Raw genomic sequence first — 25544 nt, 5'->3', positions numbered from 1 at the left:
AAATAACGCTGCCCGTTTATTTATTCTTTCTTCTTACCATCTTTTTTATGGTCAACCCATTTCTCGATGGATGGTGTTAACTGTTCCTTGATGGATGCGACGAGCTTGTCTTTGGAAACGCCTTTGGCCTGAGCAATTTCGGCTAGTGACTTACCTGTTTTAAGCTGAGCGTGCAGCTCGTCCTTGCTCAGGCCAAGTGACTTCGCCAACTTCTCAGTGTCTGGCTTCAGGCCATGACCATGCCATTTGCCGTGACCTTGCGATTCGTCCAACAAATTTTTCTCATTGAGGATGAACTTCAAGTGCTCACCGAGTTTTTGTTTCATATGATCGCCTTGTTCGGCTGTCAGCTTGCCGTCTTTCACGGCGACATCAATGTTGCCGGAGCGAATTTGCTGCAGCTTCGCGGTCAGGTCGGCTTCGCTGATGCCTTTTTCTGCGGCCGCTTCGACAATGCTTTTGCCGCTTTTCAGCGTGTTGACCAAGACGTCCTTATTGACGCCAAGGACAGCAGCGGCTTCCTCAATAATTGGCCATTTGCGACCTTGGCGGCCTTGCTGACCGCGCTCGTCTTGGGTCTGTGTTTTGACAGCTTGCTCAGGATCCGTGCCCTGCGCTTGAGCGTTCAATAAGGTTAGTGAACTGCCGCCAACTAAAATAGCCGTCGCCACCGAGGTGATGAGCAGCTTTTTAATAAAAATTTCCTTCATAGGGATATTACCTCCTTTCCGAGTAAATTCGGAATTACAGAACTTAGTCTGTGCAAGAGGCATTAATTTTAGTTTAAAGGAACCTTAGGCTATCATAAAAATTTCCAACACAATTTATTTTGTATCTACAGCTTGCATATAAAGAGGCATAAGCTTCTCGAACGTTTCCTTGATGAGCTGTTCCAACTTATCCGGATTTTGGAGCACAGGGTCTGCAGCCGCGAGATTTCTTCCAATCAACAGCTCTGCCTTTTTTACATCGCGAAAGCGCACCAATGCTTCCTGCCAACCCTTGCGATCGAGATCGGAAAGCACTGTTGCCTCTTTTTTCATATGATCAAAGGAAAGAACAAAGTCGGAAGGCAGCTCAGTCTGCAAACGATCGATATCATTCATATAGGCTGTTGCAATGTTACTTTTATTCGGCAATTCATAGATGAGAGCGAGCCAAATAAAGACTCGGTCGTCGAAAAGGCCTACTTGAAAGTGAGGAACTTGTTTATATCCACGTTTGTTAGGGCAAACAGCCATCCACGTATCAACGGGGGCATTCACTTTACGTCTGGCGTGCTTGGCGATATGAAGAAACATCTCTGTTCCAGAGAGAAGCGACAATTCATGAACCAAGCTGTCGCCTAGCGCTTTGAACTTGGGCTGTATACGCTCTCGAATGGCTTCCATACGTCCATCAAGGCCTTCTATAGAAAAGGTATCGAAATCATGCTGTGTAAATCCGTTGAAACTCATCGTAATTAGTCCCTCTTTTCATATGCGTTTGCAACTATATTAATGCAATTAGCGTCGTATCGCAATTATTTAAGAGATTCATCATGGAAGAACTAGGTCATAGGACCGATTTTGTTGGAAAAAGCAGGATTTACTACTTTTTTGACGAAAGATGTAGAATCATTCTAATTTGGAAAGACAGGAGAATTTAACCATATGAGCATGCCAAAATGGTCCAAAGTTGCCATACTGGGCACTGTAATGGGAACTTGTTTTACAGCAGGTGTGTATGCGCAAGACATCCTTCAGCGAGTTGATGCTTATTTGCGCAATGACTTCAACGTCGTTGTGGATGGGCAGCAGGTAAAGCTCGCAAACCCACCATTAATTTATAACAATGCCAGTTATTTGCCTGTAAAAGAGCTTGGAACCTACCTCGGTGCGGTTGTCAATTGGAAGGATAGCAACAAAACCATCTATATTAATTCCCGTATTAATGCCCAGCAACCGGCCGAAGGAACCAATACGATTTATTCAGAACTTGTGTTCCAATATCCTTTTGCTCAGTATTTAGATTATCTGGGCGCGACGTATCCCGTCTTGATTAATACGACAGACCAAGCCTATTATCGGTTAAAAGATTTGGATCGAATGGGCGTGAAAACGGATGGATTACGCAAAGCGAAAGAAAAGTATTCGGGCGACATTTATGTAAGCGAAATGGAATTAAAGACCATTTGGAAAGAAGTGCCCCAAATCTCCTATCTCGTCAATGAACCGATTGTCATTACCGGAGAGAAGGATCCGATCAAGCTCAAAGTCATTAGAGAATACATTAATGGCTTCCGTTACTACGAAATTAATAAAGTTCCCTATATGTCCAGCCCGATCATTGTGGATGCTCTACCTGAGGAGAATACATACTCCTATCTACTTGTCGAGAACGGTCATTTCTATCGAACAAGCTTGAAACTGACACAAATCAATGGCATCAATAATACGCCAGATTATGTGGTGGGCAGTTCGTCCAAAGAGGACATTGAAGTGACGAAGTCAATTAATGAGCATCACCAGTGCCAGAAAGTCTTTTTAAATAAAAAATGGCAATTTGCGTTCGGTCGCGAAGGTTCAGTTTGCTAAGAATTTCGGTAATATAATTTTTGATCGTGCCTTCGCTCAGGAACAGCTCCTGGGCGATTTCTTTATTTGACAAGCCCTCAGAAATTTTGACCACGACCGATTGTTCGCTTGGTGTTAATCCCAACTGACTTAGAGGCTGAGGGACATTCACTACAGGAAGTACGCTGGGGCGTATGAAGGTAGTCAGCTTTTTAGCAATATCGGGATGAATGAGTAAATTCCCTTGCTCCACGGTCTTGATGCCTTGAATGATGCGGTCCGGTGGTATGTTCTTAAGTAAATAACCGCTCGCGCCGTTTCGCAGAGCTTGCACAATGAATTCATCATCATCGAAGGTTGTCAGAATAAGCACGGTGACCTCAGGAAATGCTTGCTTGATTTTCAAGGTGCCTGCGACGCCATCACAGACGGGCATACGAATATCCATAAGAACGACATCCACCTGAATGCCGCTTTGAATGACCTCGAAAGCTTCTTCGCCATGGTTGCAGGTTCCCACAATTGTGATTTCTTCATCGAGTCCAATGATTAATTTTAAACTTTCACGAATAAAGGGGTCATCGTCTGTGATCAGTACATGAATCATGAATAAGTTCAGCCCTCTCTTAAGTGGGATCTATTTGACGAAAAGTGGGTAAGACAGTTGTTATGACAAAGCGGTCGTTCACCGTAACGTAGAGTTTTCCTCCGATAAGCTTGCTCCGTTCCTCCATGCCGGTTATACCAAGGCCTTTGACCCCCGCTTGCTCAGGTCGTTCACCGTTATTTGAAATGCTCATCGTCACTTGTTTGGGTTCATATGTTAACTGAATGAGGACTTGCGTCGCTGCGCCGTGACGAATGGCATTCGTAATGGCTTCTTGAGCATTGCGGTATAAAATAAATTCCAAACTTGGATACAGCGCATAAGGCATTCCCTCCATCTCCACCTCGACAATGATTCCCTTATCTTTCGTTAGTTGGTCGATTAATGTACGAAGTGAATAGGTGCGAATCTCATCTTCGTCAGGCTTCATTCGTCGGACAGTCGAGCGGAGCAAATCCATACTTTCGGTTAGCTGATCCCGAACACTGGTTAGCATTTCCATGCCTTTGCTTTGCTGGACAGGAAGGATTTGCAAGACAGCTTCCGTCATCATTTTCAACCGAATCAGCTTATGTCCAAGTTCATCATGGATGTCGCGGGAGATCCGATTGCGTTCTTCTGTTTGGGCAATATTCTCGACTTTGCGTGCATAATCAATTAATTGTGCTCGTGCTTCATTCAGCTCGTAATGCTGCCGCCTCAGTGTGTCATTGAGCAGTTCGACTTCTTCTTTATTTTGCTTGATGCCGTACATATGCAGTAGAAGGAATGTAAGAGAGAGAAAGATGACGTTTGCCATGACATAAGAGCTTACAGATTGACCGGCTAAGGATAGATTCAATAAAGTCAGCTGGAGAAGCAGGCATGAATAACGGATATGATGCTTTATAGTGAACAAATAGGACATTAAGGTAGAGTAGAAGAGAAAGAATAAAATACCGCCATAGGTATGGCACAGCCATGCGCCAAAACCGATTTCGAGAAGCAGCATGAACGTGGATTGAGGCATTAGGGTTCGACGTAGTTCTGCTATCCATATGAATATCAGAATGAGGAATACATACATGGCGTAGGATGGATGGTCTACGAGATACATCGAGGCAATTGCCGGTATGAGTATGAGCATGTAGCGGGTAATCGGGAGAAGTAGTGGCAACCTATTCGCTTCCTTTTTTTGGCCAAGTGTAAGTAAAGTATAGCATAATTGCCAAATGCTTTGACACGCTTTCTTATCAGGATATGACTTAAGTCATATTGGAAAGTGACATCTTCTACCTGTTGAACCGGTAATTACGAAGTACAATATAGATAGACATAGCGTGGAAGAAAGGGAGAGGATAAGATGAGCTTCGTTCAACTCAAAGGTGTCGTCAAAAAGTACAATAATCACATTTCCGTTGATCATCTGAATTTATCTATTCAAGAAGGCGAGGTTTTCGGCCTCTTAGGTCCTAACGGGGCTGGGAAAAGCACAACGATCAAAATGCTGAGCGGATTGCTGAAAATCGATCAAGGCGAGATGTTTGTGGATGGCCTGTCTGTCGCCGGGAACACCATGGAAGTGAAACGAAGAATTGGTCTTGTTCCTCAAGACTTGGCTATCTTTGAAAACTTGACTGCCAAAGAAAACGTGACGTTTTTTGCTAAGCTGTATGGCCTGCGGGGACAGTTGTTAAAAGCCAGAGTGGAGGAAGCGTTGGAATTTGTTGGATTAGCTGATCGTGCTAAAGACAAACCAAGCTCCTTTTCCGGAGGGATGAAGCGAAGGCTGAATATTGCCTGCGCCGTCATGCATCATCCGAAGCTGATTATTATGGATGAACCGACTGTTGGTATCGACCCGCAGTCGCGCAATCATATTTTGGAATCAGTTAGGACTCTCAATCGGATGGGTTCTACCATCATCTATACTTCCCATTATATGGAGGAAGTGGCTGCCATCTCCACACGGGTGGGTATTCTGGATCATGGTCATCTCATCGCTTGCGGTACGCAGGAAGAGTTGAGGGGGAAAGTAGCCCAAGATAATAAAATTATCATTCAGGTAGTGGGACTGATTCCTGCCGCGGTGGAGGAACTGAGGGATCATCCGCGAATCAAGCAAGTGACGGTTCAAGAGCAAACTTTGGAACTATTGGTTGGCCCGTCTCAAACGTTTTTACAAGACATTCTGTTCATTCTCTCTAAACATGAAGTGAAAATACAATCGCTTACGCAAGTGGAGCCAGATCTCGAGGCTTTGTTCCTGTCGCTGACCGGACGCACTTTGCGGGATTAGGGGGAATTATTGATGGCTATATGGACGATTGCCTGGTACGAGGTATTGCGTATGCTGCGCATGCGTTATATTCTGCTTATCCAATTTTTCATGCCCCTTTTGATTATATTTATTTTAGGCTCCGCACTCTCCACGGCATTTAAAACAGAAGATCGGGCACTCAAACCGGTCAAAGTGGATGTCGTTCAAGCCGATACAGGACTCCTAAGTGCCGGATTCAATGAATTTATCGCGGCGGCTGAAGTAAAGAACAGGCTTCAAACAGTCATGATTCAAACACGTGATGAGGCGGTTAAACGAATCAAAGACGGTACATCCGATTTTGCATTAATCATTCCAAGTGATTTCAGCAGCCGTGTGCTCGGAGGTTCAGAAGCAAGCTGGGAAATGATTCTTGGTAAGGACTATGGCCAGAATCTGGTTGCGCAGATGGTGCTGCGCTCTTTCTTAGATCAAGCCAACCTTAATCAAGCCGCATTCATTGCTGCGGGTCCTGCAGCAGCGGAGGCTATTCAGAAACAGGGAGGCGTTGCTTTACAGAAGCCAACTGACACTTCTCCGGTACGTATAGGTAAACTAACAACTGCTAACGGCAGTTATACGGCTATCCAATATTATGCAGCATCCATGTTAGTCATGTTCTTACTTTACTCGGGCATGTCAGCAGCGATTGGGCTGCAAAGTGAGAAGGAGAAGCATACCCTAAGCCGCTTGAATGCGATGCCGATTCATGAATATGACATCTTATTAGGCAAGGTCATAGGGAACGCGTTCATTTCACTCCTGCAAGCAGGGACGATTATAGCCGCGACATCTTTCTTTTACGGTGCCGATTGGGGTCATTCCTGGGTCATGCTCTTCTTGATATGCTTAAGTATCATCACGGCATCGATGAGCCTCGCCATTCTGGTCATGATCGTAGCCAAATCGATGAAAACGATTGGCACTATTTTTCAAATGCTAATTATTGCCATGACCTTCTTGAGTGGTGGATTTACGCCTTTACCTGAGGGGTTGATGCAGCGAATAGGTGAATTCACACTTAATTACTGGGGAATGCAAAGCATGTTTCGTATCATGCTGGGCAGTGAGTTTACGCTCATTCTTCACCATATGCTTATATTAGCAGGCATCGGGGTGGGCATGCTGCTTGTTTCTCTAGTTGTTTACCGAAAGGTGGGCTATCATGAATAGTTTGTTTATTGCGCTTAATATGCTGCGGAGAACCCTTTTTCATAAAAAGGGCCTGCTCTTGCATCTCCTTATTCCGGCGATAGCGGTTTCTCTGATCATTGGCCTGCTTGGCGGGCAAGAAGTGCACCAAGTTCATGTTCGTTATATCAATATGGATCAAGGAACGATGGGCCATCTTGTACTTGAAGAACTTGCCAGCTTGCCAGATTATCGGTTACAAGCAGAAACGTCTGAGGTAGGATTAAAAGAGGATGTTATCAAACAAAAGTCATCCGTGGCTTTTCTGATCCCGGAAGGATTTAGCGAGCAGCTGCTGAGGGGCTCCTCGGCTGAAGTTACACTGTATCAGCTCAGCACGAACGAAGCATCGATCATACTCAAAATGAATTTGGATAGCATCGTCTCCAGACTGCAACAAACGATTACACTTCATGCCGATCAAGGTCTTAAGGGTTCAACTTTGCTTGAAGCTGTAGACAAGACCTGGAATCAAATGAAGAAGCACCAAGTAAACGCTCATCTTACCGATTACAATCTCTATGTGAATCCCGGTATGCATATCGTGATCGGTTTTATGCTCATGTTTATGATGGTCGTCGTTAATAACACCGTTGCCGTGATTATGGAAGATCGAAGACAGCGGACGATGGCAAGGACATATACCGCACCTGTGCGTGCTTTAGAAATTATGGTCGGCAACTTATTGGGGAGCTTCCTTGTTGGTACTTTGCAGATTCTGGTTATTCTTTTAGTTACACGTTATATAACGCACTATGAATATGGTCTTCCGTTCCTGCCTCAGTTTATTATTTTGGAATTTTTCTTGTTAGCAAGCATGGGAATTGCCAGTGCTGTAGCGGGAATGGTGAGAAATTCGACGAATATGAGCATTATCAACTCGCTCGTCATAACACCTACCTGCATGCTCGGAGGCTGCTTCTGGCCGATTAGCCTTATGCCGGAGTGGATGCAAAAAATGGCCAATTTTGTGCCGCAAAAGTGGGCCATTGATGCCATTGCGCGGATGGCTTCGGGGCAGACGCTCTCGCAGATGTGGATGCATATGGGTGTGCTTACCCTATTCGCCCTTATCTTGCTTGGTGTTGGTTCCGTCATATTGAAGCCAGGGGAAGCGGAGGCTGGTTAATGGATGCTTGGATGAAAATGCATGATAGTTGTATATTTGATGAATATCATGCAAGGTGTCGATTGAAAATTTGAGGGTTAAGGTTGGTGGTCAATGACGAACCATCAATCTTGGGGAGAACACACTTACTATTTGAATAGATAATTACTTTGCAAGCCACATTGGATTGATTGTCCATATGGCTTGTTTGGTATAGATAAAAGTGAGATTTTATCTAAGCGACAGATCATATTTGAAAGCATGACTTTTGTAGCAATTTCCTTTGAAACCTAATGATGGGATAATGTGTCTAAAGGTAAGCACGCATAACAAAGGAGAAAGTTAAATTGAATATGAAAAACATAGTTGTATCCTTTGCAGCTTCGTTTATTTATGGAATAATTGCGTGCTAATGAATCCACCAATAAGGGCAGCAAGAACCATCTTGGCAATTTCCCACCCGAATTTCCTTCTATTAATCATAATCACTTGTCTTATTTTTTTGCTTTCAATTCTAAGATTGAGAGGGATTTCTTATATAAGAAATCCCCCAAACGGGGTCATATTTGCAAGAAGTTTTCTGTAAACATGGATTTAAAATGAGGGCATCCTGTTGAAGGGTGCTTTTATTTGTTTCTATAAGGGAACAGGGGGGTTCATAAAACCTCATGGTAATTCGCTTTTTCCCCAGACCACCTGTGCGCCCTCAGCCAGCGCACCTAAACTTAATTCGAACGATAGATTATCAACTATAACGATGTGCCAGATGGTACAATAGGAATAAAAAGGGAATATCCTTGTTGATACAGAAGGCATCTGACACTATTCGACTGGTAGTCTAACATATTTAATTGATTTGATCTACGCGTAAGTAGGAGGTATTGCATGACAGAAGATTTTTATTGTGAAGAAGTACTGAGCGGAAAACGCCAGTGGATAAGGTGTTTGAAACTGAAAGTGTCTTAGCATATCATCATACACGCCAATTCTATCCAGTACATATTGTGGTGATTCCCAAAAGACATATTGCGTCATTGCTTACATTAGAGGACAGTGACAATGATCTTTTATTAGAACTATTAGATGTAATCAAGAAAGTAGCGGCAGACGTAACAAAGGATTATGGCGCATGTCGTGTACTCACTAATCTGGGGAAGTATCAAGATTCTAAGCATTTGCATTTTCATGTAGCTTATGGTGATCCAATTAGGTAGTAACCAAAGAATGATTTTATTTAGTTGAGAGAAAATCTATTGGTTTAATTGTCCAATCAATCAAAGGAGCTCGGTTCTATGAAATGTACTCGATTGAATGAAATAATTGAAAAAAATTGCAGTACAGCGGTGGAGTATGCTGTATCTTTTGGACATACTTTGGATTTTACAGACGCAAGCATAAAAAAAGTGGAAGAGATTCTTGATTATTATGCAAATGAATTATCAACATCGAGTGCAGATGATAAGCCTACAGAAAATCAAGTATGGTCAATGGCAATAATTTGGGGGTCTTATCTTGGGGAAACAATGGTAAGAAACATTGGAGAACCATGCAAATGGATTTATGAGGAAGGGGAATATCTATTAGAAGCTAAAGAAGCGATAGCGAATCCAGTCGGGAAAACCTATAAGAGATTAATAAACGGAAAAGAAGATAATGTATATTCGTTTTACGACATAATCAGCCTTGAAATCAAAAAGCATATTAATGCAAACTAACTTAAAGCAATTGAGAAAATTGTACAAAATACAATGCTTCATAGTTTTATTGAAGCATTTTCAATATTAGATGGAACAAGAGATCCAAGTGTCATTAAGTTACATGAGATATGGCTTGGAATGAAGTTAGTGGAAACGAATGATGATAATGATGATTTCTTGCATGATCTAATTTACGAAACGTATTGGTTTTGGCAGGATATGAAGCAAAACAAATAAATAAGCAATTTAAAGACTGGGGATATAACGAAATATTGATTGTAGATAATCAAGCGGCTGTTTCTAGATAGAAATAAATAGTGTGTTTAGAGGGGGAATTCGAATAAAGGTAAGATAATAGAAACATATCGAATGGGAGCGGAAACTTGAAGATATCAAAAATCAAAGGATATTTCTTTATTGCTTTTTTTATAGTAGTAATTTCTTTTCTTTTCATGAAAAATTATGAGTCAAAGATTAGTTATCTTGCTCTTGGGGATTCGATACCAGCAGGAGTATCTCCATATTCAACTGTTTCGTCCTTGAAATATGAAAAAAGCTATCCTGATTTCATTTCAGAACATTTGGGGAAGAGTAAGGATATTGAATATACAAAAAAATATGCTGTTCCAGGAAGTACTACGCTAGATTTGTTAAGTGATATTCATAATGATGTTATTAAAGATAATGAATCAATCAGGAATAGATTAAAGCATGCAAATTTAATTACTGTTGGTATAGGAGCTAATGATCTTTTAAAAAGCTATGCCCTTAAAGAAACAAATTCACAAACCGTAATAAAAACAATTGGTTTAAACCTATCTGAAATAATTGATGAAATTAAAAGGATGAATCCATCTATTAAAATTTACATTGTAGGATACTACAACCTATTTCCACTGAAAATGGATGTAGTAAGTGAAAAATTCAACCAAGATTATGTAGAACTTAATAAGCAGTTAGAAGAAGTGTCATTAAGGAAAGATGCGAAGTTTGTGGGGACAAATGAGGTTTTTAAAGATCATTACGGAGACTTCCTACCTGTAATTGGAAATGTCCATCCGAACGAATTTTGTCAAGAAAAGATATCAGAAAAGATATTGGAGGTTGTTAATGAATAAATTAGTTCAAATATAAACAAATGAGGTGTTTGCACTGGAGAGCAAAGACATATTAAAGGTCAAACTACTTCCAAACGAACTACATCAATTAGTTGAAGAAAGTATCAATGATGGATTTAGGCATTTGATTCGTTTGGTTAATGAATTTCAAGCTGGAACAAATAGATTTGATAAGCAAGGTGAAGCACTTTTCATTGCGTATGCTGGAAATCAAATTGTTGGCATTTGTGGACTTAATCAAGACCCCAATTCACAAGAGGGATCAACTGGGCGTGTGCGCCGCTTGTATGTATCGAAGGATTTTAGGGGTTTAGGCATTGGTAGATTATTGATAGGTGAAGTAATTAAAGAAGCAAGAATATACTATAGGACTCTTGTCCTCAGGACTGATAATCCTATAGCTGATAAGTTCTATTGTTCATTGGGGTTTGAAGTGAGTGCAAAGGATGTATATATAACGCACTATCTTCAACTAGTAAAGTACGATTCTATCTAATAGAAGGTGAATCGCTTGTCGTATTCATACGAAGACTTAGAAAGAGATTTAGCCATTGGGCATGAACTGCATTTCAAATATGTGGGTAAACAATACTCTATAAGTAATAAAGCTGGTTGGTATTTGTCAGAGCAAGCATATAAACAGGGAGAAAGTACAGTTAAACAATCAGAACATAGCTATTTCAATGGCTATGGTGAACAGGTTGAATGGAAATTTATTATGGTTCTTGATGTGTTTGAACTTTTGGATGATGTGATAAAGAGTGGAGTAGAAGTTTATTCAAGATTCATTCATTCTACAAAATACATAAGTACAGATGACGTAATTCAGCAATATTATCCTGAATCAATAGTCAAAGATAACGAATAAAGCACATGGATTTTATTTTAGGGAGCAAATTATTATGGAGGAAAAGAAGTTTATTGCTTACACAGGGGATTATAGGGTACACGACAGCAAGATAGAAGGTATACTTTGGGAAAATGAAAATCTTTCTGTATTTTTAAGAAGCTACAAGGGAGAAGCGTTAGTCGTAAGATTTTATGGCGTAAAAACAATCCATTCCAACAGACCACTTGGTATGATGCTTTATGCAATAAGTGAAATGAAATGTCATGATCCATTACGTAAGTTCATCTTTGGAAATTGGGATGAAAGAGATGATGCTTCACTTGAAATCGTCGCAGAACAAGTAGATTTTAAATCCAAAGTCAATTGTATTGAGTAAAGAGCAATTTTTCGTGGAAGATGGTAGATTGTTGTGAAAAGAATAATGTTACATATATGTATGTTTCTCTTGTACTTAGGCGTATCTTGGCTTCTTAAATCACTTGGATGGTTTCCAGAACCTGTGAGAAACAATGGTTGAATGATGTTCGTAATTATTGGAGTAATCATGGCTTTATTATATTTGTCTTGGATTAAACACAAGCATAAATAAGACATGGAGATTTGACAAGTCACAGGAGGTGAATATTTGACACTAAGTAAAATGGCTTCTAGGAAAATCGTTGTAGGAGATGAAGAATACGGGTGGACAATCTCCGCAACAACAAAAGGACGTATAGTATTAATTGCGGAACATGGGAAGGAAAGGGGACAATGAATAGAAGTACATATACAATCTGGCATTAACGATTTTTGGGTTGAATTTCCTTATGTTGATGCTTTGAACTTAAAGGTAGCCAAACCTAAAGAAGTTGCCACAATTATCATAGAAGCAATTGTACAAGGGTGGAAACCAAGAGAAAAAGGCTTACCATTTCAAGGGTTACCGAAAAGCAAAGCATATACTGAACTTTACCCAACGCAAGGTATGCGATAAAGGAGTGAACCATGATAACTGACTGTTTAGGTTGTCGCTTAGCAAATAAATTGGAAACAGTGCAAATCATCTATGAAGATGATTTAATTATATGCTTTTTGGATATTGCACCATTAAATGAAGGACATACGTTGATATTACCTAAGAAGCATTATAGAGATGTTGATGATTTAGGGATTGAGGTAGCAACAGCGATAATGGTAGCAGCTGCTAAAATATCTAGAGCGTTGAAGATATCATTTTCGCCTGACGGAATCAGCATTATACAAAATGGTGGTCAATTTAATGATCTTGGTCATTATCACATGCACGTTTTTCCGCGATATATAGATGATGGGTTTGCTTGGATGGAACCAGAAGATGTAACGGAAGCAAAGGATAGGCTTGGTGAAACTAAAGAGCGTCTTGCCAATGTTCTCATTTCCATCAAAGAATGATTTTATTGAGATGGGTGACAACGCTGTAGAAAACGATTACGTGAATTAGGGCACAAAAAACTTCACTTAGACACAACATCCAAACAAATGCCTGCTCAAAAGTTATACGAGAAGTTTGGATACAAGGAAGTGAACAGAAATACGGTTAAGGACTTGGAAATTATATTTTATGAAAAGATGCTTTGATAAAAGAGCAGTTTCATTGAAAAGGGGGTAACATGCTTGGCTATTGATAAGGCTTTACAAAAACCTCTTGAAGTATGGTAAGAACCGCAGGGGGATGTGATTCTTAATGTTTCTGAAAGTGAGTGTGCAGTGTACTTTGGGTGCTGGAATGAGGATAGTACGCCTGCTGAATATATAGAGTACGAATATGAACGTTTACATCATTCCTAAATACTAAAAGTTATAGATTCAGAATGGCTCACACGATTAGTGATTAAGCATAAAAGGCTTTCTCCTAAAAGTATTACAAGAAATGATGTTTATCACCATTACGTTGTAGCAAGTCATGATGTTTATGTAGAAGTAATTGCATTGGGCTTCAACCTTGAAAGATTGAACAGAGAGCAAGCTGGGGAATACTCACGACTTATTGATGAAGCGTGATTAATATAAAACATGGATTTCATTTAAAGGAGTTCTTAATATGCATATTGGAATAGATTTAGACAATACGGTTCTGGATGCCACTTCTACTTATTTAAAATATTATAATATGGCGTCTGGTTTATCATTTACACCAGATGATGTTAATGATTATTATTTATATCGTTTATATGGGTGGGACAATGAACAACGTAAATCCGTATTTATAAATATGGATACGATATTCATTGGAACTCATCACCCTTTCCAATGGCAGTAGAAATCTTACAGCAATTATTTAATCAGCACCAAATATCAATTATTACGGCTCGCCCCTTGCTTTTTCGTGATGTTACAATAGATTGGCTTAAACACCACAATGTTCGTTATCACAATATTTCACTAATTGAAAATAAACTCCAAGAATGTATCAACTGTCAGGTTGATGTGTTGATTGATGATGCCCCTCACTATGCTAAGGAGTTCGCCCTTAATAATAAGCCAATTATTTTATTTGAACAGCCATACAATTTGGCGATTTCTAACGACATAGTATATCGTGCTTCAAATTGGATTGAGGTAAAAAAGCATATTGATTATTTAGAATCTAACCTGATTCAATAAAAGAGAAGTTTCATGTGGGGTGTTGATGATTGAACTATCCAGTAAGAATTTTAGAATATAATCCTGAATGGAAAATGCAATTTAAACAAGAGAAAGCACATATAGGGAACGTTTTAGGCGATAATGCCATCTCAATTGAACATATTGGAAGTACATCTGTAGAAGGCTTGATGGCGAAGCCCATTATTGATATTGCTGTTGCAGTTCGTGATTTAAATGATGCAGACTCGTTTGTTGAGCCACTAATGACAATTGGGTATGAGTATGTGCCAAAAGTAGATTTTATAAGACGTAGATTCTTTAGAAAAGGCGAATGGCGAAAAGGAACACATCATTTGCATGTGTATGAAATTACAAGTAATGAATGGCGAAACAATTTGTTGTTTCGTGATTATCTTAGAAGCAGTCCAGTCCTACTAAATCAATATGCAGAACTAAAAAAGCAACTCGCTAAATATCACTCTAACAACAGAAATGAATACACAAAATCGAAAGCACCATTTATTCAAAGGGTTATCGAAATGGCAAGGAAGGAGAATGTTGAAACTTGAATTATTCGTTTTCGATAATAACAGGTTTAATGCAACTGATTTCATTGCTTTTGGTAATATTGCTAGTTGCTGCGTTGATAAGTGCCATAAGATACTTTGATTGGAAGCGAAAAAACGATGGTGAAATGGGTAAGAAGCTTGATAAAGTAATTGAATTGCTTGGAAAGGATAGGTCTTAATAAGCAATGGAAGGAAAGCCTTATTTGTGAGGAGTGCATAAAAATAATAAAATCTCAGGACATATTACTCATACAGAAAGAAATTGAATTGGGAGTTTCAATATTAAGTGATGCTGAAATAATTGAGGAGTTTATGAACTGGACACCAAGTCAAACTTGTGAAGCAGCTGCTCAAGGATATTTTTCTTTCCTGTCATCAATAGCATACTATAAAACCCCAATCATTCAACCATTACTAGTAAAAGCAGTAGAACCACTTTATTTCTTAGGAATTAGTGATGTAGAAGGAATTATGGGATGGGTGAACCATTATAAGGATACTATAAAAGTCATGTATGCACCAACAAAAAATGGACAGTTATGGCTAAGTGAAGAATTTCCTAGGATGGAATATGAGGTATCTCTGATACTCAAGGATTTAGTTATTGAAGATGCTGTAATAGAAAGTGGTAATAAAGTGAAAGAAGATCGAATTGTTGTATGCCCTTGGTGTGAGAGTACGATAGAATATGGAGTAAGTCATTGTCCTGAATGTGAAAATGAAATTGTGGAATTTGAATCTAATAGTGAGGATAGCATTGATTCAATACCACTAAGAGGATGGCTACTATTTTACAATGCAACATGCATAATCTCTATATTCTTTATCTGTTATTCGTATTATCTAATTATCAGAGTAGGCATATCGAATGTTGAATGGACGAAACAACTAATATTTTTAACTTCATACAACCTAATTCATTTAATTTGTCTGATAGCTACTTTAACATTGATTATGAGCAAAGAAAAAGTATGTTCCAAAGATTATTGTGGGCTTGGAAATTGTTAATTTCATTCCGTTTTGTGTTAATTTCTTTATGTCATATGAGAGTGCTGTTCAAAGTTCTCTTATGACAGGTGTATCAGTAAGATTAATTTGGATTGGGCTATGGGTATGCTACTTCCTAATGTCAAAGAGGGTAAAGAAAACGTTTGTCCATTAAGACTTATGCATGAGATTTAATTGCGAAACACTGGACATACATGTATAAGTAAGTCAATGAAGGAGAAAATTGAATTGAAAATCTCCACTAGGATACGTACAACAGTTATTTTAATAAGGAACTTAATCATATTGGTATTAATTGGAGTATTCTCTAAATCGTTAATAAGCATATATCATTTATTTGTTCCGCATAGAATGGAAAGTTTTACAGAAACTTTAATATGGGTTGCAGTAGTTATGTTTTCAGTGGGTATAGCTGTGCCTGTTGCTAATATTCTTATGAAGTGGCTTCTTATAAGAGAAGAGAGTATTAAGAGCAATAAACAACAAGAAAATAATAGCGAATGAATAAGCGGGGTAACTGATAAACGCAGGTTGCCCATCTATACTTAATTGTGTATTAGCAAGCAAATGATTGGGGGTATTATGTGCTTGTGCTTGTTCCTTGTTTAAGTGAGAATCTTACATAAATACCTAATTTTATCTAAGCCGCTGTGTTAGTTGAACATTATACGCTATGCCTGAAGCCCAGAAACCTTGCTCTGGGCTTCTTTTACGTATGGTGAATTGCATTAGGTGTATCTATTGGTTGAAGGGTGGGGAATAAGAATTAGATCATTAAGATATGGCATAACAAAATTTTACCAATTGAGACAAAAGTAATGGTACAATTTAACTATTCATCCAGATAAGGAGTTTTGATATGTCGATATATGTAGTTCTTGGTATACTCTTAGTTCTTTCAATTATCTTGAAATCTCCCACCTTCAAAAAGAAAGGCTTTATTGGAGAGAAATCTGTGTCGTATCAACTTAACAAACTTGATAAAGACAAGTATTTAATATTGCATGATATCACAATTCCATCTGTAAAAGGGAAAACAACTCAAATTGATCATGTAGTTATTTCTGAACATGGTGTATTCGTTATTGAAACGAAGAATTACAAAGGTTGGATTTTAGGAGATGAAAAGTCTGATTATTGGACTCAGGTTATCTACAAGCGTAAGGAAAGGCTTAATAATCCGCTTAGACAAAATTATGGGCATATTCAAGCTTTAAAGGCATTATTGAGTGATTTTGAAGAAGTGCCTTTCATATCAATTGTTTGTTTTAGTGCTAGGGCTGATTTAAAGGTAAATGTTACGTCTGAAGTTATTTATACAAAGTATTTGGTAAGTACGATAAACAAATACAAGGAAATAGCTCTTGGCAAAGATGATGTTCAAAAGATATACAATGCAATTCAAGGTGCAGGCTTGAAAGATGGAAATGTTAAGAAAGAACATGTTAAGGCTTTAAAAAGTGAATTGGCTGTGAAAGCGAACAAAGTTGCGAACGATGAATGTCCTAAGTGCGGAGGGACGTTGGTTGAACGAAGTGGGAAGTTTGGGAAATTCAAAGGATGTGGGAATTTTCCAAAGTGTAGGTTTATTCATAAAAATGCATAGCATCAGGAGGTTTTTTTATGGCTAGAAGGAGTAAACAATCAATTTCAACTTTCTTGGTTAGTGCATTGGGGATGTTATGCACCTTAAAAGCATTCGTTTGGGTGCTGGAAACAAAGGTACTAAATACACCAATTGAAAAAGATACCATTCCTCAATTATGGGATAATGATCGCTGTTGTGTTACTTGTATTGAGGGTTTCATTTGTTCTTATAAAGAATAGAGCTAGAAGATCGAATAATGTTGTTCAAGCGGTAGGAAATGACTTTACAGTTCTAAATGATGTAGATACATTTCATTGCGCTGCTTGTGGTAATAGAGTTAGTGAAAAAGTTAGAAATTATTGCTTGGAAAGACCTAACAAGTTTAACAATCAAGTGCTTTGCTACGAACATCAAAGATAATTTGGAGGTAATGAAGTGCTTGGGCTAATGTTGTTGTCATCATTCTGTTGTTTATTGTAGTAGGCGTTATTGCTTATAAGACATTTGGTAGCCATAGAAAGCAAGAGCAAGTCGTTCAAGGAGTTTTAAAACTAATTGACATTAAGTAAACTACGGGGGTTTCAGTCATTATGAGAAAAATTAACTTTGTATTACTAATAGTCGCTGCTATTTCAATCACAATAACGGGTTGTGTTTCTTATTCAGATTCAGAACGTCAAGTCGATATCGCAAAATTAGAATCAATGAAGCAAGCATTGGATAGTGATATGAGGGGTATTCAAACTTTCCAAAATGACCAAAAAGAAGGCAAACCCGTTTCAAGTGACCGTTACGCTTGGTACTTACATATTCAGAAAGAATACGAGAATGGCGTTTCTAGCTATAATGAAATTGCCAAGAAAACAGGTTCCCCTAGGTATACTCCACAATAATCACTAAATGAATTATGCAAAAAATACCGAAAGTTCCGAACGAATGGCTGTGTCTAGTGGCGCTGTGACGTCTGGAGTCAATTGGGAGGAAGCTTCAGTAATAGAGCTTTCCAAGATGTAAAGGATATTTACGATAGTAAGCTTTTCGTGCAAACTTATGCGGTTAATAAATGGGCAAATAGATTCTGAGTCTATTCCTTTGAAGTTAGGTGTATGTAATAAAGGAGCTAGCTTAGATAAAACTTGCATTTTATCTAAGTCACATTCAAAATTTCAACTCCATACATAAATGCCCATAGTCTCAGGACTCGCGGCAGCAAGAGCAAGAGGAAGAAAAGGTGGAAGACCTCCGCTGGATGATAAGAAAGTTAAGCAAGTGTTGAAGCTTTATGAAAGCAAGGAGTATTCGTTGAAGGAGATCGTCGATCTTACAGGTGTGTCGAAGCCTACATTGTATCGTGAGTTGGAGAAAAGGAAAGTAATATCTTGAAGAAGGATTTATGGTGAGGGCATCCTGTTGAAGGGTGCTTTTATTTGTTTCTATAAGGGAACAGGGGGGATCATAAAACCTCATGGCAATTCGCTTTTTTCACAGACCCCTTGTGCGCTCCAGACCAGCGCACTTAAACTCAATTACGAACGATAAATTATCACCTACAGCGACAAGCCAAATGGTACAATAGGGATAAAAAGGAAATAGGGGCATATCCGTTTGAAATATTTTACAGATAAATTATGGACTCAAATGAATCAAGGGAGCTTTGAAGATCAGGAACAGGCGCATCTGCAATGGACTGAGAACAATCAAGCATATAATGAACTCTATCCACAACTTCAAAATAGGCTATCACGTAAGGTTTATGATCACTTCAAAACAAAGGGCTTTCACGATTATCGCCTAAAAAGTGTTGATGTGAAGCATTCTGATTATGGCGTGTTGAACCCAGTTGAGGTTACGGTAACAATGACCAATGATATAGAGGAATGGAACATTACGTTCAAGAAAATAAAGAAACTTGAATTGAAATTTGAATGTGGTGAGAGTGAATTTGAACAGCGCAGAGGGTTTGATGACTGGGGATACAACGAAATATTGATTGTAGATGATGATACGTTGTCATTTGAAGTGCTGTTTGCTTCTGGAGCTACGATCTTGATTCACTTCAAGAACAAGCAGGCGTTTTGGAGAATACAATATAAGAAGGTGTATTGTGAACAGTATTGAACATATCCGTCAAGAGGAAAAGAAGTATCATGAACATTGTTACGACAACTATAAGTTATTTGAAGAAGGCTCTTGGTTACATAAACCTGTTAAAACAGTGCTGGATTTAATGACCTATTTTGATGGAAGGGAGAATGTGACTGTTCTTGATCTTGGAAGCGGTGTAGGAAGAAACAGCATTCCAATAGCAAAAAAGATTAAAGAGCGAAATGGTAAGGTCTATTGTGTTGATTTGCTTGATTCTGCTTTAAGCAAGTTGCATCGTTATAGTCAAGAACTTGGTGTAGCTGATGTAATTGTAACGGAAGAATTAGATATTGGGGAGTATGTGATTAAACCTAATTATTTTGATTACATCGTTGCAGTTTCAAGTCTTGAACATGTTCAATCAGAATCAATTTTAGTGGAAGTAATAACTAATATGGCAAGAGGTACTAAAGATAAAGGACTTAATTGTATAATTATTAACACAAATGTAGAAGAAATTGATATTGAAAGTAACGAAAAGATAGAGCCATTACTTGAAATAGACATGTCTACAGAGCATTGTATGAGCATTCTTAACAGGATTTATGCTGGATGGAGTGAAGTGACTGTTCTTGTGAAACAGCTGAAATTTGAGATTGTACGGAATGAAAGACCAACTCTGCTTAAAAGTGATTGTGTTTCATTTGCAGTTCGGAAATTATAGTAAGGGAGTCATCAAATGAAAGAATACGTCAAGGAAATGAGAAAGCTTGTTGGTTCACACCCAATCATGCTTTGTGGCACAAACGTCATTATCTTCAATAACCAAGGACAAGTTCTGTTGTTGAAACGATCAGACAACAATTGTTGGTGCTTCCCTGGTGGAGCAATTGAACTAGGGGAAAAAGTTGGAGATGCAGCAAAAAGGGAGGTTCTTGAAGAAACAGGATTGCAGGTTAACACGTTAGAGCTATTTGATGTGTTTTCTGGACAAGAGCTGTACTACAAGTATCCGCATGGAGACGAAGTTTACAATGTGGTCATAACTTATACATCTAAGGATTACATTGGAGAGATTTCAATTAATGAAGAAAGTACATCTGCTTGTTTTTTTAATATTGAAGAACTTCCTAGTGAAATAAGTCCTCCAGAAATTCCGATTGTTGAAGAACTGAAGCGCAGAATGTTGAGTTAGTTGAATCAGCTATCCGTAAAATGGTAGCTTCTTTGTGTTGATTTTATTGTATAACGATAAAATGGGATAAAGAGGAAGTTGATGAATATGAGAATAGCGGTTAGTTTCAAGTTATTGAATATTAATGGAACTCATGTAACATATGGCTATAGCAAGGAGTTCAATATTTTTGAAGGTGTCTTTGAAATTGATTTAAGTAAACATATAGGATTAGAATTTGGAAGTGAGAATGAACAGGATATTACCTTTGAATTAGTAAGCCATGTGATGGTGAATGGAAAGATTATGGATTAGCAGGCAGGGCGATTATGAAGATTTACAGGTATTATAAGGAACATGGAGTCTATCCTGAAAAGGGAGGACATTATGCAAGATGATGTTTATGTTTTTAATGAGTTTAAGAACAACAAAATAAGACTATGGATTAATAGCTATGAAGCAATTCACTTCAATGTAATTGATTCATTTGAGCATACGATTAAACCTAATAAGCCTATAATACTTAACTCAAAAATCTCTATTGTTGTTGAATTGCTTAAATATAAAAATGCAAGTAATTACGCTTTACTTGGAGCTACCTTTATCCCTTTTGAGGATGGAGTATTACGAGTGAAGGGACTTGTAGGTAAAGACACAGGTGAAGCACTCCTTGATAATATTGCCTTCTCAAACGATGAAGTTCAAGTAGGAATACCTGTGGAGTATTCACAAGCAATTTTGAATACAACCCTTAGGCATGGGTATAATTCTGATTCATTACCAACTGGAACGCTCTTTTTCAACTTTGGCGCACATGCCACTGCATGTTAATGGAGGTTGAGGATGAAAATATTTATTTTAGTGAGCTTATTAATTATTTTGGTTTGCATCATTCAATTGATAAGAAATAATTATAAAAAAATTAAGAAACTAAATAGGGCAATCATTAATATGTTTAAGTTATTACCGTTTATGATGAAGATAATAATACTTGGTATCTTATTATTCATAAAACGTATTTTTAGCATTCGGTATATAAAAAAATCAATAAGAATGCTACAATTTTTATTTAAAATACCAATAATTATATTTATTGCCAACATTGTAAGAATAAAAAAACTCAAAGATATTTTCAATTTACTTATTTTGGTGATATTCGCCAACTTATTTATAAGTGTATTTTTCAATGATGGTAATATAGAAACTTTAAATTATTTTTGGAAGAGTGCCTATATTATATTTTTATTAATTTCTATCTGGATTTATGGATTATTTTGTAGATACTGGCTGCTAATTAAGGCTAAGGGAAACTTATACTTGATGTTAGTCATGATTATATCTGCAGTTATTATTCCGTTCGCAACTTTAGTCCCCTTTGAGAAATTAAAAAACACTGGGTCTATTGAAAATACCGATACTTACACTCTAGGTATTTTATCGTTTTTAGTTATTATATTTTTGATATATATTTTAAAAACAATATCAGATAAAGGTGAAATTTTACTTGCAGCAATAGGTGGTTTAATCACTATTCTTTCTATTGTGATTTTTTCAACAACTGCCATTGGTTTTTATTTAACTGCAATGAATGCCAGTGGATTTTCGAAAGATAGCATAGAGGTAAAAAGTGATAATGACTTTATTCAGTATTTGTTAAGTTACTCGTATAAAGGCGCTACTCAATTTTTTACTGTTCCAACCAAACAGGACAGTAAAGTCATTGAAGCTACTCAATATATAGTTTACATAGGTGGTATACTTTTTGTTACCATAATTCTCGCTTTTTTCGTATCATATTTTGTAACAGTTCACTTTCTAAAGCATACTGAGACAAATGAGCATAAACCATACACAACGTATCTCTACAAATCAAATCGATTCATGATAAAGTATATGCGATATTTGAAGAAAAAAGGGAAAATTTGCAAGATTTTAATTTTAAATGAATTTCGACTTTATAAGGTAAAAAGGAATTATGATTCCTTCTAAGTTAGATGCTGCTCACATAAAATTCTTCTTTCATGTAAGTAGTGGAGAAGTCACATAGAACGAAATCAGACGCTCTAGGATTGCTCCTGAGCGTCTTTTAGTGTTGGTTAATGGGATTGGTTGTCAAATTCTAGCTCTACAAGGCGAACTAAATCTGATGGCTTCATTTGTAATACTCTTGCAATATCGAAAAGGCTGGTTAAAGTAGTTGATACTTTCCATTTTTAAGCTCAGAGATATAGCTGCGTCCAAGGGTGCTTTCAACAGCTAGTTGCTCTTGTGAAATATCTTTTTTAATCCTTAGACCTTTAACGACTTTTCCGAATTCAAGTTGCAAAGGATTGTTCCCCTTTTAGAATCAAGCATTTGGGTGCTGGACAGGGATGGCGAATGTAATCATGTGATCTACTAATGAAGTGGAACCACCTACCTAAGATTTAACTCGACCACTATATTTATGAGTAAGACCACATTATAATAAAAGTATGTGAACTAAATAGTAAGTGGTCAACTCCCCAAAAGCCTTGATTTCCCTAAGCATTATCAACTCGCTCGTCATAACACCTACTTGCATGCTTGGAGGCTGCTTTTGGCTGATTAGCCTTATGCCGGAGTGGATGCAGAAAATTGCCAATTTTGTGCCGCAAAAGTGGGCCATTGATGCCATTGCGCGGATGGCTTCGGGGCAGACGCTCTCGGAGATGTGGATACATATGGGCGTGCTTACCCTATTCGCTCTAATCTTGCTTGGTGTTGGTTCGGTCATTCTTAAACCAGGTGAAGCGGAAGTGAGTTAGTGGGTGCTTGGATGGATATGTATAGGACCATTTCTTTCTCTAAAAGAACTGGTTCAAGTAGTGGCAGATCGTTGATCGCACCAAAAGAATGTCTGATATTTCCTTTGGTTTTTGCCAAAAGGGGATCAATGAGAAGAACTCAAGATCATTGATTGAAGGATAGGTTGCTGTTGCTAGTCAACATTTACACAATCTTGTTGCGTGTTAACTTTTAAGTCCATGGAGATATCTTATCTAAAATAGGTGATACTTTGTGATAGAAATTTTCTTAGGACTTGTATTGCTAATTTTAGTATTCGTTAATATTAGATATGAAATGCGAAGATCAGCACATATCGTAATCACCTTAGTAATACTTTTATTGTTTGTAACGATATCAAGTTCCTATGTTTTTTATAAAAAGCATAGTTTAACTTTTTGGGATTATTGGGACTACAAGAATCAAGCACTAAATTTTTCGAAGGAATATGATCCCGCACATACTTATGAATTTGTTGATATCGAAAATCAAGGGTGTAGGATGATGATAGGTTGTACCTTTGTTGTTAAATTGGAATCTACATCCAGTGGAGATAAGTTAGATATATTATTAATGAAAGGTAGAGTTGTTCCTCTTTCAAGTCCAAGAAAGAAAACAAGTGAAAGTTGAGGTTTTTATTAGAAACAAGCAACATTGTACTGAAAACGTCCATGTTGCTTGTTTTTGCATTTCTGTGTGAAAGTGCCTGAGTATATAAAAGTGAGATTTTATCTAAAGGTCTGAACACATTCGAAAGTGTAAAATTTGTAGTAATTACCTGTGAAACCTAATGATGGGTAATTGCGTCTATTCATAAAGGTGAGTAAAAGAAATGAGTAGGGGGACTTAATGAAAAAGAAGTTGGTTGTACCTATATTGATTTTATTGATTGCTGTTGCATTATTAGGTGCGTACAAATTAGGTTTACGGAATGGAAAATATAGTGACTGGCTCTCAGAGTCAAAGCCACCCCTACCTAAGGTTATGATTGATGGTAAAGATATTCAAGTATTTGGTGGCTCTTATTCTTGGTGTGAGAAGCCTTTGCTCTCTGGTCTTATTACATGTGTTAATTCAGATAGTCCTTCACCAGTAGATTATATTAAGTCAAATAATTACAAAGCTGAAACAGTAATATCTGGCTCAGTAATTGAAGCAAAAGCACCCAAAGGTATAAGGGAATTTAATCTTAAGACTACAGCAAAAGACTTCGTGGGTGATTCGTATATTATCCCCAAGGAAAAAGGGACTTACATTTACTATTTACATGCTGTGTGGAGAGCTGATCAAGGCAATGCGGACTTCTTCTTCGCTGTAGAGATTAAGTAGTGAATGAACTACCAAAGGAGAGTTTGGACTTGAATATAAAAAACATACTTGTATGGTTAATTATTGTAGCAGTGGCTGTTGTAGGTATCCTCTATGATGTAAGGAGTAAGAAGACATTCGTGGCTGGCAACCAAATACTCACTCAAAACGATGTAATGAGAGCGTTTGAATCAAAGAACTTAGTTCTTGTTCCTGATACTGAATCCTATCCCTACGAACTGAATAAAACCAAAGCACTTAATTTTAAAACAGGGAACGATATCATCCATATTTACATTTTTAAATCAGTAATGGGAAGTATCAAGGCTGTAGAAGAACGAAGTAAAAACCTAGAGCATGCCAGTAGCATATATTCAAAAACTTACATTATTAACAATGTGATTATCATATATGTACCTAAAAACCCAAAGAACAACTTGGAAGGTAAGCTTCAGGAAGTTATGGATGAATTGACTATAATTAACGCAAAAAGTCAATTGGTGAGTATAAAGGATATTAATGATGCTTTTGAACAAGAAGGTCTACACCTTGAAAACTGGAAGGGTAACACATATTTTAAACTTAACGGTGTTCAACCAAAGATGGTTAACACTTACGATTGGAAGTTTGCAATTTATGTTTTTAATTCTGTGGGCGATCGCGAAAAAGGTCTTGATGACTTCCATAAACAAACGGAACTGATGAATTTGGCATACTCACACATATACGAAATTAGAAATGTGCTGATATTTGAGCTGGATAAGCCAGCAAGAGGTAATGCTTATAAGGTACAGAATGCAATTTATAGACTAATGGATCGATAGGTTCTGGTAAAGCGATGGTTCGAATGCTTGCGGTTATTGCTGAGCCAGAACGGGATATTATAAGTGAGCGAACGATTGCAGAACTTTCAGCGGCAAGAACTAGAGTTAGAGAAGTGGAAAGCAATTTCATAATGAAGGGTTAAAAATAAAAGCA

The 25544-nt window shown here is 37.8% G+C and carries 39 protein-coding genes and 1 pseudogene; 35 read left to right on the top strand and 5 right to left on the bottom strand.

Annotated elements, in window-relative coordinates; all coding sequences use genetic code 11:
• Positions 1 to 20: 20 nt before the first annotated feature.
• Entirely contained in the window at positions 21 to 710 is a 690-nt protein-coding gene (locus FU659_RS02435; RefSeq protein ID WP_147946075.1) for a hypothetical protein, read from the bottom strand.
• 114 nt (positions 711 to 824) lie between these two features.
• Entirely contained in the window at positions 825 to 1457 is a 633-nt protein-coding gene (locus tag FU659_RS02430) for a DUF1054 domain-containing protein (RefSeq protein ID WP_147946074.1), read from the bottom strand.
• Between the two features lie 195 nt (positions 1458 to 1652).
• Between FU659_RS02430 and FU659_RS02425 the strand changes: the two genes are divergently transcribed.
• Positions 1653 to 2576, top strand: a complete 924-nt coding sequence (locus tag FU659_RS02425) for a stalk domain-containing protein (RefSeq protein ID WP_147946073.1) — start codon at positions 1653 to 1655, stop codon at positions 2574 to 2576.
• Here the strand turns inward: FU659_RS02425 and FU659_RS02420 are convergent.
• Positions 2494 to 3162, bottom strand: a complete 669-nt coding sequence (locus tag FU659_RS02420) for a response regulator transcription factor (protein WP_147946072.1) — start codon at positions 3160 to 3162, stop codon at positions 2494 to 2496. The two genes, FU659_RS02425 and FU659_RS02420, sit on opposite strands and share 83 nt — an antisense overlap.
• A 19-nt stretch (positions 3163 to 3181) precedes the next feature.
• Positions 3182 to 4318, bottom strand: a complete 1137-nt coding sequence (locus FU659_RS02415; RefSeq protein ID WP_147946071.1) for a sensor histidine kinase — start codon at positions 4316 to 4318, stop codon at positions 3182 to 3184.
• 186 nt (positions 4319 to 4504) lie between these two features.
• On the opposite strand from FU659_RS02415, the gene FU659_RS02410 reads away from it, so the two are divergent.
• The 29 genes and pseudogenes from FU659_RS02410 to FU659_RS02280 all read left to right on the top strand — a co-directional run bounded on the left by FU659_RS02410 (position 4505) and on the right by FU659_RS02280 (position 22442).
• Positions 4505 to 5440, top strand: coding sequence for an ABC transporter ATP-binding protein (locus FU659_RS02410; RefSeq protein ID WP_147946070.1), 936 nt, complete (start codon positions 4505 to 4507; stop codon positions 5438 to 5440).
• Between the two features lie 12 nt (positions 5441 to 5452).
• A complete protein-coding gene (locus FU659_RS02405) occupies positions 5453 to 6634 on the top strand; it encodes an ABC transporter permease (protein WP_147946069.1) in 1182 nt (393 codons plus the stop codon).
• A complete protein-coding gene (locus tag FU659_RS02400) occupies positions 6627 to 7781 on the top strand; it encodes an ABC transporter permease (RefSeq protein ID WP_147946068.1) in 1155 nt (384 codons plus the stop codon). The genes FU659_RS02405 and FU659_RS02400 overlap by 8 nt, the downstream gene beginning before the upstream one ends.
• Before the next feature lie 864 nt (positions 7782 to 8645).
• Positions 8646 to 8974, top strand: a pseudogene (locus FU659_RS02395) (HIT domain-containing protein).
• A 93-nt stretch (positions 8975 to 9067) separates the two neighbouring features.
• Positions 9068 to 9475 carry a hypothetical protein gene (locus FU659_RS02390; protein WP_187273848.1) on the top strand — a complete coding sequence of 136 codons (408 nt, stop codon included), beginning with the start codon at positions 9068 to 9070 and terminating at the stop codon, positions 9473 to 9475.
• 33 nt (positions 9476 to 9508) lie between these two features.
• Positions 9509 to 9694: a hypothetical protein gene (locus tag FU659_RS35055; RefSeq protein ID WP_187273847.1), complete on the top strand. Its 186-nt coding sequence runs from the start codon at positions 9509 to 9511 to the stop codon at positions 9692 to 9694.
• A gap of 146 nt (positions 9695 to 9840) precedes the next feature.
• Positions 9841 to 10575 (top strand): SGNH/GDSL hydrolase family protein, encoded by a 735-nt coding sequence (locus FU659_RS02385; protein ID WP_147946066.1) that lies wholly within the window; start codon positions 9841 to 9843, stop codon positions 10573 to 10575.
• Between the two features lie 25 nt (positions 10576 to 10600).
• Positions 10601 to 11071, top strand: coding sequence for a GNAT family N-acetyltransferase (locus FU659_RS02380; RefSeq protein ID WP_261807564.1), 471 nt, complete (start codon positions 10601 to 10603; stop codon positions 11069 to 11071).
• 15 nt (positions 11072 to 11086) lie between these two features.
• On the top strand, positions 11087 to 11443 hold the full coding sequence (locus FU659_RS02375; RefSeq protein ID WP_187273846.1) for a DUF4288 domain-containing protein: 357 nt from the start codon (positions 11087 to 11089) through the stop codon (positions 11441 to 11443).
• Positions 11444 to 11477: 34 nt separating this feature from the next.
• Complete coding sequence (locus tag FU659_RS02370) at positions 11478 to 11801, top strand: hypothetical protein (RefSeq protein WP_147946064.1); 324 nt, start codon at positions 11478 to 11480, stop codon at positions 11799 to 11801.
• 249 nt (positions 11802 to 12050) lie between these two features.
• Entirely contained in the window at positions 12051 to 12179 is a 129-nt protein-coding gene (locus FU659_RS36770; RefSeq protein ID WP_261807563.1) for a hypothetical protein, read from the top strand.
• A 230-nt stretch (positions 12180 to 12409) separates the two neighbouring features.
• Positions 12410 to 12835: an HIT family protein gene (locus FU659_RS02365; RefSeq protein WP_147946063.1), complete on the top strand. Its 426-nt coding sequence runs from the start codon at positions 12410 to 12412 to the stop codon at positions 12833 to 12835.
• A 649-nt stretch (positions 12836 to 13484) separates the two neighbouring features.
• Positions 13485 to 13703: a hypothetical protein gene (locus FU659_RS02360; RefSeq protein ID WP_147946062.1), complete on the top strand. Its 219-nt coding sequence runs from the start codon at positions 13485 to 13487 to the stop codon at positions 13701 to 13703.
• Positions 13694 to 14047, top strand: coding sequence for a 5' nucleotidase, NT5C type (locus FU659_RS02355; RefSeq protein ID WP_147946061.1), 354 nt, complete (start codon positions 13694 to 13696; stop codon positions 14045 to 14047). The genes FU659_RS02360 and FU659_RS02355 overlap by 10 nt, the downstream gene beginning before the upstream one ends.
• 29 nt (positions 14048 to 14076) lie before the next feature.
• Entirely contained in the window at positions 14077 to 14598 is a 522-nt protein-coding gene (locus FU659_RS02350) for a GrpB family protein (protein ID WP_147946060.1), read from the top strand.
• Positions 14599 to 14627: 29 nt separating this feature from the next.
• The gene (locus FU659_RS38685) at positions 14628 to 14777 is read left to right on the top strand and encodes a DUF4083 family protein (protein ID WP_397354933.1); all 150 of its coding nucleotides are present in this window, start codon (positions 14628 to 14630) and stop codon (positions 14775 to 14777) included.
• Positions 14758 to 15606 carry a hypothetical protein gene (locus tag FU659_RS02340; RefSeq protein WP_147946058.1) on the top strand — a complete coding sequence of 283 codons (849 nt, stop codon included), beginning with the start codon at positions 14758 to 14760 and terminating at the stop codon, positions 15604 to 15606. The genes FU659_RS38685 and FU659_RS02340 overlap by 20 nt, the downstream gene beginning before the upstream one ends.
• A complete protein-coding gene (locus tag FU659_RS38680) occupies positions 15587 to 15760 on the top strand; it encodes a DUF2569 family protein (RefSeq protein WP_397354902.1) in 174 nt (57 codons plus the stop codon). Before FU659_RS02340 ends, FU659_RS38680 begins: the two co-directional genes overlap by 20 nt.
• A 74-nt stretch (positions 15761 to 15834) precedes the next feature.
• Positions 15835 to 16110, top strand: a complete 276-nt coding sequence (locus FU659_RS02330; RefSeq protein WP_147946057.1) for a hypothetical protein — start codon at positions 15835 to 15837, stop codon at positions 16108 to 16110.
• Between the two features lie 355 nt (positions 16111 to 16465).
• Positions 16466 to 17212, top strand: a complete 747-nt coding sequence (locus tag FU659_RS02325; RefSeq protein WP_147946056.1) for an NERD domain-containing protein — start codon at positions 16466 to 16468, stop codon at positions 17210 to 17212.
• A gap of 17 nt (positions 17213 to 17229) precedes the next feature.
• Entirely contained in the window at positions 17230 to 17433 is a 204-nt protein-coding gene (locus FU659_RS02320) for a hypothetical protein (protein ID WP_147946055.1), read from the top strand.
• 351 nt (positions 17434 to 17784) lie between these two features.
• A complete protein-coding gene (locus FU659_RS02315) occupies positions 17785 to 18087 on the top strand; it encodes a hypothetical protein (RefSeq protein ID WP_147946054.1) in 303 nt (100 codons plus the stop codon).
• Positions 18088 to 18376: 289 nt separating this feature from the next.
• Complete coding sequence (locus FU659_RS02310; protein WP_147946053.1) at positions 18377 to 18577, top strand: helix-turn-helix domain-containing protein; 201 nt, start codon at positions 18377 to 18379, stop codon at positions 18575 to 18577.
• Between the two features lie 222 nt (positions 18578 to 18799).
• Positions 18800 to 19312, top strand: a complete 513-nt coding sequence (locus tag FU659_RS02305; RefSeq protein WP_147946052.1) for a hypothetical protein — start codon at positions 18800 to 18802, stop codon at positions 19310 to 19312.
• A complete protein-coding gene (locus tag FU659_RS02300; protein WP_147946051.1) occupies positions 19299 to 20003 on the top strand; it encodes a class I SAM-dependent methyltransferase in 705 nt (234 codons plus the stop codon). Before FU659_RS02305 ends, FU659_RS02300 begins: the two co-directional genes overlap by 14 nt.
• A gap of 15 nt (positions 20004 to 20018) precedes the next feature.
• Positions 20019 to 20474: an NUDIX hydrolase gene (locus FU659_RS02295; protein WP_147946050.1), complete on the top strand. Its 456-nt coding sequence runs from the start codon at positions 20019 to 20021 to the stop codon at positions 20472 to 20474.
• A gap of 81 nt (positions 20475 to 20555) precedes the next feature.
• Positions 20556 to 20768, top strand: a complete 213-nt coding sequence (locus tag FU659_RS02290; RefSeq protein ID WP_147946049.1) for a hypothetical protein — start codon at positions 20556 to 20558, stop codon at positions 20766 to 20768.
• Positions 20769 to 20840: 72 nt separating this feature from the next.
• Positions 20841 to 21284, top strand: a complete 444-nt coding sequence (locus tag FU659_RS02285) for a hypothetical protein (RefSeq protein ID WP_147946048.1) — start codon at positions 20841 to 20843, stop codon at positions 21282 to 21284.
• A 12-nt stretch (positions 21285 to 21296) separates the two neighbouring features.
• Positions 21297 to 22442, top strand: coding sequence for a hypothetical protein (locus FU659_RS02280; protein WP_147946047.1), 1146 nt, complete (start codon positions 21297 to 21299; stop codon positions 22440 to 22442).
• A 199-nt stretch (positions 22443 to 22641) separates the two neighbouring features.
• Here FU659_RS02280 and FU659_RS02275 read toward each other — a convergent pair whose 3' ends face one another.
• On the bottom strand, positions 22642 to 22779 hold the full coding sequence (locus tag FU659_RS02275; protein ID WP_147946046.1) for a helix-turn-helix domain-containing protein: 138 nt from the start codon (positions 22777 to 22779) through the stop codon (positions 22642 to 22644).
• A 166-nt stretch (positions 22780 to 22945) separates the two neighbouring features.
• Here FU659_RS02275 and FU659_RS02270 point away from each other — a divergent pair, with 166 nt between their 5' ends.
• From FU659_RS02270 to FU659_RS36220, 5 genes are all read left to right on the top strand, one after another.
• Complete coding sequence (locus FU659_RS02270) at positions 22946 to 23239, top strand: ABC transporter permease (RefSeq protein ID WP_261807562.1); 294 nt, start codon at positions 22946 to 22948, stop codon at positions 23237 to 23239.
• Between the two features lie 253 nt (positions 23240 to 23492).
• Entirely contained in the window at positions 23493 to 23888 is a 396-nt protein-coding gene (locus FU659_RS02265) for a hypothetical protein (RefSeq protein WP_147946045.1), read from the top strand.
• A 219-nt stretch (positions 23889 to 24107) separates the two neighbouring features.
• Positions 24108 to 24587 (top strand): hypothetical protein, encoded by a 480-nt coding sequence (locus tag FU659_RS02260; RefSeq protein ID WP_147946044.1) that lies wholly within the window; start codon positions 24108 to 24110, stop codon positions 24585 to 24587.
• A gap of 29 nt (positions 24588 to 24616) precedes the next feature.
• The gene (locus FU659_RS02255; RefSeq protein ID WP_147946043.1) at positions 24617 to 25390 is read left to right on the top strand and encodes a hypothetical protein; all 774 of its coding nucleotides are present in this window, start codon (positions 24617 to 24619) and stop codon (positions 25388 to 25390) included.
• 14 nt (positions 25391 to 25404) lie between these two features.
• Entirely contained in the window at positions 25405 to 25533 is a 129-nt protein-coding gene (locus FU659_RS36220; RefSeq protein WP_222708470.1) for a recombinase family protein, read from the top strand.
• The last annotated feature ends 11 nt before the right edge of the window (positions 25534 to 25544 follow it).

This window comes from Paenibacillus sp. N3.4 (genome assembly GCF_008017805.1).
Classification (GTDB): Bacteria; Bacillota; Bacilli; order Paenibacillales; family NBRC-103111; genus Paenibacillus_E.
The sequence above is the reverse complement of the archived record's forward strand: the minus strand, read 5'-3'. Positions and strand labels throughout refer to the sequence as shown.